The organism is Plantactinospora sp. B24E8 (assembly GCF_039871735.1).
Taxonomy (GTDB): domain Bacteria; phylum Actinomycetota; class Actinomycetes; order Mycobacteriales; family Micromonosporaceae; genus Plantactinospora.
In genome coordinates this window covers 1-14,806 of record NZ_JBDPMH010000044.1, presented here as the reverse complement: position 1 = coordinate 14,806, position 14,806 = coordinate 1, and the positions used below count along the sequence as shown (strand labels likewise).

Genomic DNA, 14,806 nt, shown 5'->3' with positions numbered 1-14,806 from the left:
ACGGCGATGGTTCTGGCCGGTTCCGGCCGGCAACCACCGGTAATGATCTTGTAACGACTCGGTAAGGGTCGGCCCGGATGATGCCCGGAACCCCCGACATCCTCACCTGGAGGTCCCGTTGTCCAGCCTGAAGGATCGACTCCGGACGAACCCACGGCGTGGCGTCGCCGTACTCGTCCCACTGCTCGCCGCGGCGCTGACCGCGACCGTGGTCTCCGTCCTCGACGACACCCCCGCACCGGAGGCGCTCGCCCTGCCGGCCACCTCCGTCGGCGCGGTGACCGGGCCGTCCGGCATCCGCAGCGTCGCCTACACCGAGGCGGTCAACCGGGCCAAGACCCGCAAACCCCGGGTGACGGTGATCGGCACCGGCGGCACCATCTCCGGGGTGGCGACCTCCCGGAGCAGCTTCACCGACTACCGCTCCGGCCAGATCCCGATCGCCAGCCTGGTCGGGCAGCTCCAGCCGGAGATCGGCCAGGTCGCCGACGTCACCACCGTCCAGTTCGGCAACAAGGGCTCGGGCGGCTACACCATCGGCGAGTTCCACGCCCTCACGCTCGCCGTGGAGAAGGCGCTCCGGGACTCGGACGGGGTGGTGGTGACCAGCGGCACCGACACCATGGAGGAGTTCGCGTACTGGCTGGACCTGACCGTGCAGAACCGCAAACCGGTGGTCCTGACCGGCGCGATGCGCCCCTGGGCGGCGGTCACCCCGGACGGGCCGCAGGTCATCGGCGCCGACGGGCCCGCCAACCTCTACAACTCGATCGTGCTCGCGGCGAGCCAGTCGACGTACTGCTACGGCACGGTGCTGCTGCTCGGCGACGAGTTCCACGCCGCCCGGGACGTCACCAAGACCAGCGCCTACCGGATGGACACCTTCCAGACCCGGGAGTTCGGCGTACTGGGCTGGATCGACGGGCCGAACATCAAGGTCGGCCGGGCACCGGCCCGGGTCGACGACTGCGACTCGAAACACCGGTGGATGACACCGTTCGACCTGTCGAGGATCGCACCGACCGCACTGCCCCGGGTCGAGGTCGTCTACGGCTACCAGCAGGCCGGCGGCGAGGCGATCACCGCGTTCGCGGACGCCGGGGTGAAGGGGATCGTCACCGCCGGCACCGGTGCCGGCGGACTCTCGTCCGCGCAGAGCGCCGCCCGGACCGCCGCCGCGGCGAAGGGCGTCGTGTTCGTCAGCACCACCCGTACCGGCTCCGGCTCGGTCTACGGTGGTAGCACGACCACGCCGATCATCGCCGGCGATGACCTGCTGCCGCAGAAAGCCCGACTACTGCTCCTGCTCGGCCTCGCCTTCGCCCCGGACGACGTGGCCAAGGTGCGCGGCTGGGTCGGCACCCTCGGCAACCCGGAGTGGGACACCGCCCCCACCGGACACCCGAAGGACTGACCGACACCGGGCGGGTCCACCGGGGCGGACGGCGGTCGGCGGGCCCGCCCGGCGGACGGTCGACACCCTGACCGGCTGGCATTCATGGACATGCCAGCCGGGTACCAGGTCTAATCCAGCTCATGACCGAACCGAGCAGGATCCTGTTGGACGAGTCGGAGCTGCCCCGTCGCTGGTACAACATCGTCGCCGACCTGCCCAGCGCGCCGCCGCCGGTGCTGCATCCGGGCACCCTGCGCCCGGTCGGACCGGACGACCTGGCCCCGCTGTTCCCCGCCGCCCTCATCGCCCAGGAGGTCACCGACGAACGGTGGGTCGACATCCCGGACGAGGTTCTCGACGTCTACCGGCTCTGGCGGCCGTCCCCGCTGCACCGGGCCCACCGCCTGGAGAAGGCCCTCGGCACCCCGGCCAAGATCTTCTACAAGTACGAGGGCGGCTCACCCGCCGGGTCACACAAACCGAACACCGCCGTGCCGCAGGCGTACTACAACCGGGCAGCGGGGATCCGGCGGCTGACCACCGAGACCGGGGCCGGCCAGTGGGGCACCGCGCTCGCCTTCGCCTGTTCACAGTACGGACTGGACTGCGAGGTGTGGCAGGTGCGTGCCTCGTACGACCAGAAGCCGTACCGCCGCATCATGATCGAAACGTTCGGTGGTGTCATCCACCCGTCCCCCTCCGAACTCACCGCAGCCGGTCGTGCCGTGCTCGCCGAACACCCCGACTCCCCGGGTTCGCTGGGCATCGCCATCTCCGAGGCGGTGGAGGTGGCCGCCGGCCGGGCCGACACCAACTACGCACTGGGCAGCGTGCTCAACCACGTGCTCCTGCACCAGACGGTGATCGGCGAGGAGGCGCTCGCCCAGCTCGGCAAGGTCGGACTGACCCCGGATCTGGTGATCGGGTGCACCGGCGGCGGCTCCAACTTCGGCGGGCTGGCGTTCCCGTTCCTGCGGGAGAAGCTGGCCGGGCGGCTGGACGTGACGATCCGGGCCGTCGAACCGGCGAGCTGCCCGTCCCTGACCAGGGGCGTCTACGCGTACGACTACGGCGACACCGCAGGACTGACCCCGCTGATGAAGATGCACACCCTGGGCCACGACTTCATCCCGGATCCGATCCACGCCGGCGGGCTGCGGTACCACGGCATGTCCCCGCTGCTCTCGCACATCTACGAACTGGGCCTGATCGAGGCGGTGGCGAAGACCCAGCGGGAGTGTTTCGAGGCCGGGATCCGGTTCGCCCGTACCGAGGGCATCGTGCCGGCCCCCGAGCCCACCCACGCCCTGGTGGCCTGTGTCGAGGAGGCGCTGCGGTGTCGGGAGACCGGTGAGGAAAAGGTCATCCTGACCGCGCTCTGTGGACACGGCCACCTCGACCTCGCCGCGTACGGCGCCTACCTCGCCGGTGAGCTGGTCGACCATGAGTTCTCGGCGGAGCAGCTCGGCGCCTCGGTCGCCGGTCTGCCGGTGGTACCGGCCTGACGGATCAACCCTCGGCGATGTCGTGGGTGGTTGTTACGGTCCGCGGATGGCCCTGGTGGAGGTTCTCGAGGACGACGAGCACTGACGGAGTTCAGCACCCTGGTGGTGGCCGACGCCCAGCCGGACGCCGGGGTCGAGGAGCTGCCGATGCGATCACGCCCCCGCCGCGCTGACCCCGGCCCCGTCGAGCGCGGCGACCAGCCGGCGCGCCTCGGTGACCAGCCGGCTCGACCTGCGCCGCGCGACCACCTCGACCAGCCCCGGAACCTCGACCCGCACGCCGGTCAGGGTCGCCGCCTCGGCGGCCAGCGAGAGCAGGTCGGGCGTGCCCCGGGGCGGGGTCGGCGCGGCGAGCAGCGCCGGCAGCGCGGCGGCGAGCAGCCGCCACACGGTCAGCGGTGCGCCGGCCGCCGCCGCGTCCCGCAGTGGTTCGACCGTCCGGGTCACGGTGAGCGCCCCGGTCACACCCAACTTCCCCAGCTGCCGGCCGACGGCCTCGGCATCCAGGTCACCGGCGGCGGCGAGGAGCAGCAGCGCGTCGAGGGCGGCGACCCGGTCCACGGCGTGCCGGGCGGCGAGCCCGTAGACCAGGGCGAGGTCCAGCGCGGGTCCGCCCCGGCCGGTGCTCTCGGCGAGCAACGGAAGCACCGCCGCCCCGCCCTGGATGTCCAGGTCGGCGGCGCCGGCGACGTCCGGCAGGACGTACGCGGCGACCAGTCCCCGGTATCCGGGGAGTACCGAGGGCCAGAGCAGGGACCAGGTGGCACAGTGCCCGTCGAACCGGGCCCGACGGCCGCTGAGCAGCCGCAACGGCTCCTCGAACCGGTCCGCTGCGGGGCTGGACGGTGGCTGGAGTTCCACCGCCCGCCGCTGCGTCGGCCCGCCCTCCCACCGGTTCAGCCGCACGATGGTCGTACGGTGGACCGGTTCCGGGACGCCGCCGGTACGCAGCCAGTCGGCGACCCGGTCACCGGTCGGGGTACACAGCGCCGCGGCCCGCCTGGCCAGTCCCTCGTCGACGACCGGCGGCAGTCGCAGCAGCGCCTGGAGCAGGTCCCAGCGCCCGGGTTTCCGGTCACCGAGTGCGGTGATCCGGTCGACCAGCACCGTGGCGTCGAGGGAGCCGTTCGTCGAGGTCGGCGTCGAGAGCAGGGTGAGCTCGGCACGCTGGTCGCCTGGTGGGGAGCCGGCGCAGGAATCCGGCCGCCTCGGCGGCGGGTGTCTCGGCCCGTGGTGCGAAGGTCGAGGCCAGCATGTGGACCTCGGCGAAGCCACGCAGCCAGCGGTCGGGCAGCGGGACCTTCTTCTCCACCACCGCACCGTCCAGGGTGAAAACCGTGAGGTCGTCGGGGCCGACGGCGAGGTGTAGCGGGTCGATCCCGCTGATCCTGGCCAACGCCTCCCGCAACGGCGGGTTCACGTCGACGTTGGTGGTGCCGTGCGCGAGGATCTCACCGTCGATCCCGGCCGGCAGGGCGTCGAGCCGGGCGTAGACGCCGCAGCAGCCGGAGAAGGACTCGAAGCGGAGTCGGTCCCGGCTACCGGTGACGACCGGGTCGAGGCTGGCCGGGTCGACCGGCCGGTGGTAGCGGGTGCGGGCGACCTCGGCGACGGCGAGCAGGCCGGCGGCGGCCCGGGGCGTGGTGAGGAACCCGGAGAAGAACCGGGGGTTGGCCACCGGCCCGCCGCTGGTCTGCAGCGCCAGCCCGTCGGGGCGCAGCGTGGAGGGGGCGAGGTACCGGTAGGTGGCGACGGCGGTCACGGTCGCGGATGCTATCCGCGGGCTCCGACAACCGCCGCCGTCGCCGGTCACCCCCGTGACGAGATCTGCTGGACGGCCCAGCCGTTGCCGTCCGGGTCGTCGAAGAAGACGAACCCCACGTTGTCCAGCGGCTCCGGGACCGGCCTCGGGTTCTCTCCCAGCACCTGGATCTCGCTGACCTGCACGCCCCGTTCGACGAGCTGGGCGCGCGCCTGCTGGATGTCCGGAACGACCAGTTGCAGGCCGCGCAGTGATCCGGGGGTCATGGCCGGGCCCATGCCCTGGCCGATGACGATCGAGCAGCCCGATCCGGGCGGGGTGAGTTGGACGAAACGGACCTCGTCGTTGACCCGGGTGTCGTGGTCGACGTGGAAGCCGAGCTGGTCGGCGTAGAAGGCCTTGGCGCGGTCCACGTCGGAGACGGGTACGACGACAACTTCCAGAGTCCAGTTCATGGTGCTGATCCCTCTCCTGGCTGGTCCCTGACGGGCTGTGGTGCCACGAGCACCCGGTCGAGCCGGGCGTAGCTCTCGCTGACGCCGCGGGCCATGGGATACCGCAGCACCCGGTCCCGCCCTTCCGGTGTGGCGTACCGGATGGTGGTGGTCAGCGTCGTCCTGCCGTGATTCTCGACAAGGCGGTGGCTGATCACGGTGACGCCCGGATACGACTGGTCGTCGTACTGCTCGGTGTAGCTCAGCCGCTCGACCGGCCGGATCAGTTGGTAGACCCCGCCGTGTCCCATCCGCGCTCCGTCCGGGCCCTGGGAGACGAACCGCCAGGTCCCGCCGACCCGCAGGTCGACCTCGCAGACGACCAGCTGCCAGCCCTGCGCGCCGAACCAGCGACGGAGCAGGTCGGGCCGGGTGAGCGCGTCGAAGACCAGCCGACGGGGTGCGTCGAAGTCCCGGGTCAGCACGATGTCCCGGTCGGCCGGCGTGCTGACCCGGACCGGTCTCGCGGCGCCGCTCACGACGGGCCGCCGACCAGTCGGTCGGGGCTGTCCCGTGCCTCGGCCTGTAGCGTGCCGAGCAGGTCGTCGAGGCGCTGGTAGCTCTCCTCCCAGTAGGCCCGGTAGTTCGCCAACCAGTCGACGGCGGCCTTGAGTGGCCGGGCCTCGAGGCGACACGGTCGCCGCTGCGCGTCCCGGCCCCGGGAGACCAGGCCGGCGCGTTCCAGCACCCTGAGGTGTTTCGACACGGCCGGCTGACTCATCCGGAACGGCGCGGCCAGCTCGGTCACGGTGGCCTCTCCGGCCGCGAGTCGGGCCAGGATCGCCCGCCGGGTCGGATCGGCCAGGGCGGCGAAGGTCGTGTCCAGCTGTTCGGGCGTCATCGCACCGTCCCTTCCGGCTCCACTACCGATCGGTTTTATAACCGGATGGTTTATAACCGTGCCCGTGGCGGCTGTCAAGGAACGCGGCCCGTCGTAACATGGCCCATGGCCAGACCGCGGATCGATCCCGTCGTGTGGCGACCGGACCGGGCACCCACCCGGGCCCGACAGGGCAGCGGTGGGCGACCTATGCCACCGGTACGGCTGCGGACCCTTCCCGGCCAGGGCCCGGAAGACGTCGCCGTCGACTCCCGGGGACAGGTCTACACCGGACTGGCCGACGGCCGGATCGTCCTGGTCACGACGGACCGGGCCGAGACGGTGGCGCAGACCGGTGGTCGGCCGCTCGGCGTCGAGGTGCAGCCGGACGGACGCCTGGTGGTCTGCGACGCGCTGCGCGGGCTGCTCCGGGTCGACCCCGTCGACGGACGGGTGGAGACCCTGGTCGCGGCCGGTACGCCGATCGACGGTGCGCCGTTGCGGCTGTGCAACAACGCCGCGGTGGCCGCCGACGGGACCATCTTCTTCAGTGACTCCTCCCAGCGGTTCGACCTGGCGCACTGGAAGGCCGACCTGCTGGAGCACTCCGGCACCGGGCGGCTGTTGCGCCGTGATCCCGACGGGCGCACCGGGGTGGTGTGCGACGGGCTGCACTTCGCCAACGGCGTGGCGCTGGCCGCCGACGAGTCGTCGGTCGTGGTGGCGGAGACCGGGGCGTACCGGCTGGTCCGGATCCGGTTGTCCGGTCCACGGGCCGGCGGTGTGGACCGACTGGCGGAGAATCTGCCCGGCTTCCCGGACAACCTGTCCCGGGGTACCGACGGCCTGCTCTGGATCGCGCTCGGCTCGCCCCGCAACGTCCTGCTGGACCTGCTGTCGCCGCGACATCCGGCGCTGCGCCGGATGGTCTGGGCGTTGCCAGAGCGCTTCCAGCCGAAGCCGGCGGACACCGTCTGGGTCCAGGCGGTCGACGTGGACGGACGACTCGTCCACGACCTGCAGGCGAGGGTGCCCGGGTTCTCGATGGTGACCGGGGTACGGGAACACCGGGGCCGGGTCTGGCTCGGCAGCCTGCACGGGACGGCCGTGGCCGCGTTCGACGTACCGCCGGAGGGCGTGGCGACGGGCTGACCGTCGGAGCACCGCCACCCACGGATCCGTGTTAGTTAACACTCAACTCGTTAACTTCTCAGAACCAGTCGCCGCGCGGCCGACCGAGGCAGACCTCAACATGCCCCGGGAATCCGTGCTCAACGACTTTCGCATCGGGGATGCCCGGGCAACCGCGCTCGGGATGCGTGATGTTAAGTTAACGTCTACGCCTGTTCACTTGCTCTCGCCGTGGAGGCGGTAACCCCCGATGCGAAAACACCAGCCGGGCGCCGGCCGACTGTGGGCGGGCGTCGACGTCGGCACGCAGAGCCTGCGGGTGCTGCTCGTCGACGGCGAAGGCACCGTCGCCGGCCAGGGCACGCAGGCCCTGACCAGCCACCGGGCCGGCGTCCGACACGAACAGGACCCGACCGGCTGGTGGGCCGCGCTCGGCGTGGCGTTCCGGCGGGCCCTGCGGGATGTCGACCCGGCCCGGGTCGGCGCCGTGGCGATCTGCGGCACCTCCGGCACCTTCCTGCTGGCCGACCGGGACGGAACGCCGCGGACCCCGGCGCTGATGTACGACGACGCACGCGCGCGACCCGAGGCCGAGGAGATCGCGGCGACCGGCGCCGACCTGTGGGCCCGCCTCGGGTACGCCGCCCAGCCCTCCTGGGCACTGCCCAAACTGCTCTGGCTGCTCCGGCACGGGTCGGCGGCGCTGCGGGCGGACCTGCGCGCCGGTCGCACCACGCTCCGACACTGCGGCGACCATCTCGCCGCCCGGTTGACCGCGGCCCCCGTCGCCACCGACCGGAGCAGCGCGCTCAAGACCGGCTACGACCCGGACGCCGGCGCCTGGCCCACCGACCTGCTGGCCGCACTCGACCTGCCGGTCGGCGTCCTGCCCGACGTGGTCCGGCCCGGTACCCGGCTCGGCACGGTCGGCCCGGACGGCGCCGCGCACACCGGGCTGCCGGTCGGGGTGCCGGTACGCGCCGGCATGACCGACGGCTGCGCCGCCCAGATCGCCGCGGGCGCGCTCGACACCGGCAGCTGGAACTCGGTACTCGGCACCACCCTGGTCCTCAAGGGCGTCACCAGGGACCGGTTGACCGACCCGGCGGGTGCCGTCTACAGCCACCAGCACCCGGACGGCGGCTGGCTGCCGGGCGGGGCGTCGAACGTCGGCGCCGCCGTCCTGGACACCCGGTTCCCCGGCACCGACCGGTCCGCGATGGACCGGGCCGCCGCCCGGTACGAGCCGGCCGGTGGCCTGGTCTACCCGCTGCGTTCCCGGGGCGAGCGGTTCCCGTTCGTCCGGCCCGACGCCGAGCCGTTCGAGCTGGGTGTCTTCGTCGACGACACGGACCGGTACGCCGCCGTCCTCCAGGGAGTCGCGTACGTCGAACGACTCTGCTACGCACACCTGCGCCGCCTCGGCGCCGACGTCACCGGCCCGCTGTCGCTGACCGGCGGGGCGACCCGCAGCCGCTACTGGTCCCAGCTGCGCGCCGACGTGCTCGGCCGGGAGGTGACCCTGCCCCGGACCGCCGAACCCGCGTTCGGGATGGCGGTCCTGGCCGCCGCCGGCGACGGGCACCTCGCCAGCACCGCCCGGCGGATGGTCCGGGTGGCCGACGTACTGCCGCCCCGACCGGGCGCCCGGGAACGGTTCGCCGAACCGTTCGCCCGGTTCGTCGACGCGCTCGCGGACCGGGGGCACCTCGAGCCGGCGTTCGCCGACTACGCCAGGGAGCTGTCGTGACCCGTACGACGATCGTCCTCGCCCGACACGGCCGGACCGTCTGGCACCACCCGAACCGGTACGCGGGCCGCAGCGACGTACCGCTGGACCCGGTCGGTGAACAGCAGGCCCGGGACCTGGCCCGGTGGGCGGCCGGGGAGGCGTTCACCAGTCTGGTCTGCTCTCCGCTGCGTCGGGCCCGGGACACGGTCGCGCCGACGGTGTCGGCGACCGGGCTGGCGCCGGCGGTGGAGCCCCGGCTGCGGGAACTCGACTTCGGCGTCGCGGAGGGTCGTACGCTGGCCGAACTGCGCGCCGCCGACCCCGAGCTGGTGGCCAGGTTCGAGGCCGATCCGGTGGCCGGACACTTCCCCGACGGGGAGCCGCCGGCCGCGGCGGTCGCGCGGGCGCTCGACGCGCTCGCCGACCTCGCCGCCGCCGACCCCGGCGGCCGGGTGCTGGTGGTCGCGCACAACACCCTGATCCGGCTGGTCACCTGCGCGGTGCTGGGCGTGCCACTGGCCGAGTACCGGCGCCGGCTGCCGGTGCTGGACCCGGTCGCCACGACCACGCTGCGCCTTCCGGTACCGGCCGACGCCGGGCCGGTGGCGTTGCTGGCCTTCAACGTGCCGTTGTGTCGAGGATGGAGCGATCCCGATCACCACGACGCCGACCAGAGGACACCATGAGCGAACGAAGCGGAGTGCCGGTATGAACGCGCCTGACGTTCCGGAGCGCGCCCGGCCGGCGCAGCGCCAGGCGGAGATCGCCGAACACGTGCTGCAGCACGGCTCGGTCTCCGCCACCGAACTGGCGGAGATGTTCCACGTCAGCCTGATGACCATCCACCGCGACCTGGACGAACTGGCCCGGCAGGGTGTGGTCCGCAAGTTCCGGGGCGGGGTGAGCGCCCAGCCGTCCAGCGTCTTCGAGTCCAACGTGTCGTTCCGGCTGCGTGCCGCCCGGGAGGAGAAGCTGGCGCTGGCCCGGCGGGCGCGGACGCTGATCGAGCCGGGCATGGCGGTGATGCTCGACGACTCCACCACGACGCTGGAGGTGGCCCGGCTGCTGGAGGACGACCCCGGACCACTCACCGTGATCACCAACTTCCTGGAGACGATCAAGCTGCTCTCCGGGGTACCCGGCATCCGGTTGCTGGCACTCGGCGGCGAGTACTACCCGACGCACGACTCGTTCCTCGGCGTCCCCTGCGTGGAGGCGATCGAGGCGCTCCGGGTGGACCTGCTCTTCGCCTCCACCTCGGCGGTCTCCGGCGGTTACGCGTACCACCAAGAGCAGGAGATTGTGCTGGTGAAACGGGCGATGATCCGTTCGGCGCAGCGCAGCGTGCTGATGGTCGACCACACCAAACTCGGCCGGGCCGCCCTGCACCGGCTGGCGCCGCTGCGGGACTTCAACCTGGTGCTGACCGACGCGCGGGCGCCGAAGGAGACGTTGGCGGAGATGCGGGAGCACGGTGTCCGGTACGAGATCGCCTGACCCGGTGGTGTACGGCGTCGACGTCGGCACCACCGTCACCAAGGCGGTCGCCTTCGACGTGACCGGTACGGCGCTGGCCCGGGCGGCCCGCCCGACCGTCCTGGACCGGCCCGGACCCGGCCGGTACGAGCAGGACCCGGACCAGGTCTTCGACTCGGTGCTGGCGGTCCTGCGCGAGCTGCGGGAACGGGTGCCGAACCCGGTGACCGCGCTCGGGGTCACCGGCCAGGGCGACGGGCTGTGGCTGCTGGACGCGCAGGGGTGCCCGGTCCGACCGGCGCTGTCCTGGCTGGACGCCCGGTCGACGCCGGTGGTCGACCGGTGGGCGGCGGACGGTCTGCTGGAGACGGCGTACCGGCGGACCGGGAACCATCCGTTCCCGGGCGCCTCGGGGCCGCTGCTCGCCTGGCTCGACGCGTACGAGCCGGACGTGCTGGACCGGGCGACCACCGCCGCGTACTGCAAGGACATGGTGGTGCAGCGGCTGACCGGGTTGCGGGCCACCGACCCGTCGGACGCCTCCGCACCGTTCCTCGACCCGCACTCCCGCCGGTACGACGAGGAGCTGATCGCCGCCTGCGGCCTGGCCCACCGCCGTCACCTGCTCGCCCCGGTCCTGCCCGCTCCGCACGACACCCTGAGCGCCACGGCCGCCGGGGCGACCGGGCTGCCCGTCGGGCTGCCGGTGGTCGGCGCGCCGTACGACCTGCCGGCCTCCGCCTGGGGCGCCGGGGTCCGGACGGTCGGCGCCGGCCTGCTGATCGTCGGCACCACGCTCGCCTGTCAGGTGCTGCGGGACCGGGTCGACACGACCGGTGAGCCGGCCGGCCTGACGTTGAGCACCTGGCGGCCCGACCGCTGGCTGCGGGCGCTGCCGGCGATGGTCGGCACCGCCGCCCTGGACTGGGTGCTGCGGCTGGTCGGCGCCACCCTCGCCGACCTGCCGGGGATGCTGGAGCGGGGCCGGGCCGACGGCCTGACCGTGCTGCCGTTCCTGGCCGAGTCCGGCGAGCGCGCCCCGTTCGTCGCCCCCCGGGCCCGGGCCCGGGTCGACGGCCTGCACCTGGGTACCGAGCCGGCGGACCTGGTCCGGGCCACCTGTGAGGCGGTCGCCTACAGCGCCCGGCACTGTCTGACCTCGGCCGGCCTGGCCGGGGACCTCACCGCCTGTGGCGGCGGCGTCGGTTCGACCCGGTGGGCGCAGATCTTCGCGGACGCGCTCGGCCGGCCGGTACGGGTGCTGGCCGGTGAGGAGATCGGCGCCCGGGGTGCCGCCCTGGCCGCGTTGTCGGTGCTCGACGGCAACCCGGCCGAACCGGCACCGCCGGTACGCGACGCGGACCCGGCCGACCTTGCCCCGCCGGTGGTCGATGCGGCCCCGGACGGCTGGTGCCCGCCGGGGCGGTGGTACGCGCCCGACCCGTCCGTCCGGGACCGGTACGAGACCGGGTACGCCCGCTACCTGGACCACCTCGCACAGGCCCGCCCGAGCTGGAACGAAAGGTGACCCGTGAGCCCCACCCCGCTGTCCGTGCTGATCGCCGGCGACCACTTCGTGACACCCGACCTGGTCGCCGACGCCCTGCGGTCCCGGATCGGCCCGTCCTTCACCGCCCGGGTCGTGACACTGCCCTGGCCGCACACCCCGTTCGGGCGGGTGGCGGAGGTGGACGAGGCGTCCGGCGCCGAGGACGAGTTGATCGCGGCCCTGCCCGGGGTCGAGGTGGCGGTGACCCAGATGGGACCGTTCACCGCCCGGGTGCTGGCGGCGGCGGACGCGCTGCGGCTGCTCGTGGTGTGTCGGGGCGGTCCGGTCAATGTCAACCTGGCGGCGGCGGCCGAGGCCGGGATCGAGGTGTGCAGCACACCGGGCCGCAACGCGGTCGCCGCCGCCGAGCACACGGTGGCGCTGTTGCTCGCCGCGCTGCGGCAGATCCCGCAGCGGCACGAGGGGCTCCGGGACGGCGCCTGGCGCAGTGATCTCTACGCCCTGGACGAGGTGGGTACCGAGCTCGGCGGCAGCACGGTCGGCCTGGTCGGCTACGGCGCGATCGGTCGGCGGGTCGGTCGGATCCTGCGCGCGTTCGACGCCGAGGTGCTGGTCCACGACCCGTACGCCGACCCGGCCACCCTGGACGGGGCGAGCCCGGTCGGGCTCCCCGAGCTGCTGGACCGGTGCACGGTGCTGAGTCTGCACGCCCGGCTGACCCCGGAGACCGCCGGCATGGTCGGGGCCACCGAACTGTCCCGGCTGCGCCGGGGCGCGGTGCTGGTGAACACCGCGCGGGGCGGTCTGCTCGACTACGACGCGGTGGTGGACGCGTTGGAGTCGGGGCAGCTCGGCGCCGCCGCGTTCGACGTCTTCGACGCCGAGCCGTTGCCGGCCGGCTCGCGGCTGCGTACCGCGCCCCGGGTGGTGTTCACCCCGCATCTGGCCGGCGCCACCCGGCAGACCGCCGAGCGGGCCGCCGCCCTGGCCGCCGACGCCGTCGCGGCTTATCTCGCCGCCCGGGGCCGCTGACCGCGCTCCGGGACGCCGGGCCGCCGTACACCTGCGGGTATTTCGCTGTGGGCATGGTCATAGCCGGGTCGGGACGAACGGTCGACCCCGCCGGGCCGTTCCGTCGATCCCCGGGTCGCCGGTAGTGGCGGCGACGAAGACCACACGGACGAGGAAAAGCCCCACGGTACGCCCCGCAGGGTGAGCAAGCACACGCTTCACCGAGGGCCGGCCGTACGACGGCCGGGTCCTGCGATCCTGGACGCGGAGCCGGCGACCGGAAAAGTGGCCGCCACAATCGCGCGGCCCACGTACCTTCTCACCCGCACCGGTCGACAGTGCCACCGGCCCCGAGGACTTGGAGATTCGTGACCAATCAAGCCGCCGTGGCGCCGAACAAGCTGGACGGCGCCGTTCTGAAGATCGCCGGCGTGGTCGTGCTCGGCGCGATCATGTCCATCCTCGACGTCACGGTCGTCAGCGTCGCGCTGCCGACCTTCCAGAGCGAGTTCGACGCGACGTACGCCCAGGTCGCCTGGACCATGACCGGCTACACGCTGGCGCTGGCCACGGTGATCCCGCTGAGCGGCTGGGCCGCCGACCGGTTCGGCACCAAGCGGCTGTACATGCTCGCGCTGCTGCTGTTCACGCTCGGTTCGGCGCTCTGCGCCAGCGCCGACTCGATCGGCCAGCTGATCACCTACCGGGTGGTGCAGGGCCTGGGTGGCGGCATGCTGATGCCGCTCGGCATGACGATCATGACCCGGGCCGCCGGCCCGGCGCGGATCGGCCGGCTGATGGCGGTCCTGGGCATCCCGATGCTGCTCGGCCCGATCGGCGGTCCGATCCTCGGCGGTTGGCTGATCGACGCGAGGAGCTGGCACTGGATCTTCCTGATCAACGTGCCGATCGGCGCGGTCGCACTCGTCTACGCCCTCCGGGCGCTGCCGAAGGACGCTCCCGAGCCCTCCGAGTCGTTCGACTTCGTCGGCATGCTGATGCTGTCGCCGGGTCTGGCACTCTTCCTCTTCGGCGTCTCGTCGCTGCCGGAGACCGGCACGATCACCGCCACCCGGGTCTGGGCGACGATGCTGGTCGGCGCCATTCTGCTGGTCAGCTTCGTGCTGTACTCGTTCCGGCCGCGCCACCCGCTGCTCGACCTGCGGCTGTTCCGCAACCGCAACCTGACGGTCGCGTCGATCTCGCTCTTCGTCTTCATCATCGCGTTCATGGGCGCCGGCCTGCTCTTCCCGAGCTACTTCCTGCAGGTCCGGGGTGAGTCGACGCTGCACGCCGGTCTGCTGATGGCGCCGCAGGGCATCGGGGCGATGCTGACCATGCCGATCGCCGGCACCCTGGCCGACCGGATCCCGGTCGGCCGGACCGTACCGTTCGCGATGGCGCTGATCGCCGCCGGCTTCTTCACCTTCACCCAGGTCGGCACGGACACCTCGTACCTGCTGCTCTGCGGTTCGCTGTTCGTGATGGGGCTCGGCATGGGCGGCACGATGATGCCGATCATGACCTCGGCGCTGCGCACGCTGACCGCCCACGAGACGGCCCGCGGTTCCACGCTGGTGAACATCCTCCAGCAGATCGGCAGCTCCATCGGCGCCGCGATCATGTCGGTGATCCTGACCAGCAAGCTGAACGGCTCGGCCGTGATCCCCGGCATGACCGACCCGCACACCGGCGAGCCGGTCACCGAGGCCGGCGCCGCGATCGCCCACCAGCACGGCGCGCAGATGCCGCTGGACCCGTCGCTGCTGGAACGGGGCCTGCGTTTCGTGGCGGACTCGTTCGCCAGCACCTTCTGGGTCGGCTTCGTGCTGGTCCTGCTGACCTTCATCCCGATCGCCTTCCTGCCGCGCAAGCGGGAGGTGTCGCGCCTGCTGGACGACCCGTCCGGCGAGGGCGGCGAGTCGACGCCGGCCCCGGTGCTCATCCACTGAGCCGAGCGGCCACAAGC

At 72.8% G+C, this 14,806-nt stretch carries 14 protein-coding genes; 9 read left to right on the top strand and 5 right to left on the bottom strand.

Annotation, left to right across the window (positions count from 1 at the left end; genetic code table 11):
- Window positions 1-118 precede the first annotated feature (118 nt).
- Together ABGB21_RS33750 and ABGB21_RS33745 are read left to right on the top strand one after the other, a co-directional pair.
- A complete protein-coding gene (locus tag ABGB21_RS33750; protein WP_347657783.1) occupies window positions 119-1,414 on the top strand; it encodes an asparaginase in 1,296 nt (431 codons plus the stop codon).
- A gap of 122 nt (window positions 1,415-1,536) precedes the next feature.
- Window positions 1,537-2,901 (top strand): TrpB-like pyridoxal phosphate-dependent enzyme, encoded by a 1,365-nt coding sequence (locus ABGB21_RS33745; protein WP_347681244.1) that lies wholly within the window; start codon window positions 1,537-1,539, stop codon window positions 2,899-2,901.
- Between the two features lie 153 nt (window positions 2,902-3,054).
- On the opposite strand, the gene ABGB21_RS33740 is transcribed toward ABGB21_RS33745, so the two are convergent.
- Genes ABGB21_RS33740 through ABGB21_RS33720 form a run of 5 tightly spaced genes read right to left on the bottom strand, consistent with a single transcriptional unit; the run spans window position 3,055 to window position 5,998 of the window.
- Window positions 3,055-4,008: a hypothetical protein gene (locus ABGB21_RS33740; protein ID WP_347681242.1), complete on the bottom strand. Its 954-nt coding sequence runs from the start codon at window positions 4,006-4,008 to the stop codon at window positions 3,055-3,057.
- Window positions 3,977-4,663: a hypothetical protein gene (locus ABGB21_RS33735; RefSeq protein ID WP_347681240.1), complete on the bottom strand. Its 687-nt coding sequence runs from the start codon at window positions 4,661-4,663 to the stop codon at window positions 3,977-3,979. The genes ABGB21_RS33740 and ABGB21_RS33735 overlap by 32 nt, the downstream gene beginning before the upstream one ends.
- Window positions 4,664-4,710: 47 nt before the next feature.
- Window positions 4,711-5,118, bottom strand: coding sequence for a VOC family protein (locus ABGB21_RS33730; RefSeq protein WP_347657780.1), 408 nt, complete (start codon window positions 5,116-5,118; stop codon window positions 4,711-4,713).
- Window positions 5,115-5,636, bottom strand: a complete 522-nt coding sequence (locus tag ABGB21_RS33725; protein ID WP_347681238.1) for an SRPBCC family protein — start codon at window positions 5,634-5,636, stop codon at window positions 5,115-5,117. Before ABGB21_RS33725 ends, ABGB21_RS33730 begins: the two co-directional genes overlap by 4 nt.
- Window positions 5,633-5,998 (bottom strand): metalloregulator ArsR/SmtB family transcription factor, encoded by a 366-nt coding sequence (locus tag ABGB21_RS33720; RefSeq protein ID WP_347657778.1) that lies wholly within the window; start codon window positions 5,996-5,998, stop codon window positions 5,633-5,635. Before ABGB21_RS33720 ends, ABGB21_RS33725 begins: the two co-directional genes overlap by 4 nt.
- A 189-nt stretch (window positions 5,999-6,187) precedes the next feature.
- Here ABGB21_RS33720 and ABGB21_RS33715 point away from each other — a divergent pair, with 189 nt between their 5' ends.
- From ABGB21_RS33715 to ABGB21_RS33685, 7 genes are all read left to right on the top strand, one after another.
- Window positions 6,188-7,129 (top strand): SMP-30/gluconolactonase/LRE family protein, encoded by a 942-nt coding sequence (locus ABGB21_RS33715; RefSeq protein WP_347657777.1) that lies wholly within the window; start codon window positions 6,188-6,190, stop codon window positions 7,127-7,129.
- Window positions 7,130-7,358: 229 nt separating this feature from the next.
- Window positions 7,359-8,858 carry an FGGY family carbohydrate kinase gene (locus ABGB21_RS33710; RefSeq protein ID WP_347657776.1) on the top strand — a complete coding sequence of 500 codons (1,500 nt, stop codon included), beginning with the start codon at window positions 7,359-7,361 and terminating at the stop codon, window positions 8,856-8,858.
- Window positions 8,855-9,526 carry a histidine phosphatase family protein gene (locus tag ABGB21_RS33705; protein ID WP_347681236.1) on the top strand — a complete coding sequence of 224 codons (672 nt, stop codon included), beginning with the start codon at window positions 8,855-8,857 and terminating at the stop codon, window positions 9,524-9,526. The genes ABGB21_RS33710 and ABGB21_RS33705 overlap by 4 nt, the downstream gene beginning before the upstream one ends.
- A gap of 22 nt (window positions 9,527-9,548) precedes the next feature.
- Entirely contained in the window at window positions 9,549-10,337 is a 789-nt protein-coding gene (locus ABGB21_RS33700; protein ID WP_347681234.1) for a DeoR/GlpR family DNA-binding transcription regulator, read from the top strand.
- The gene (locus tag ABGB21_RS33695) at window positions 10,315-11,844 is read left to right on the top strand and encodes an FGGY-family carbohydrate kinase (protein ID WP_347657773.1); all 1,530 of its coding nucleotides are present in this window, start codon (window positions 10,315-10,317) and stop codon (window positions 11,842-11,844) included. The genes ABGB21_RS33700 and ABGB21_RS33695 overlap by 23 nt, the downstream gene beginning before the upstream one ends.
- A gap of 3 nt (window positions 11,845-11,847) precedes the next feature.
- Window positions 11,848-12,858: a 2-hydroxyacid dehydrogenase gene (locus tag ABGB21_RS33690; RefSeq protein ID WP_347657772.1), complete on the top strand. Its 1,011-nt coding sequence runs from the start codon at window positions 11,848-11,850 to the stop codon at window positions 12,856-12,858.
- A 347-nt stretch (window positions 12,859-13,205) separates the two neighbouring features.
- Window positions 13,206-14,789, top strand: coding sequence for a DHA2 family efflux MFS transporter permease subunit (locus ABGB21_RS33685; RefSeq protein WP_347681232.1), 1,584 nt, complete (start codon window positions 13,206-13,208; stop codon window positions 14,787-14,789).
- Window positions 14,790-14,806: the final 17 nt, after the last annotated feature.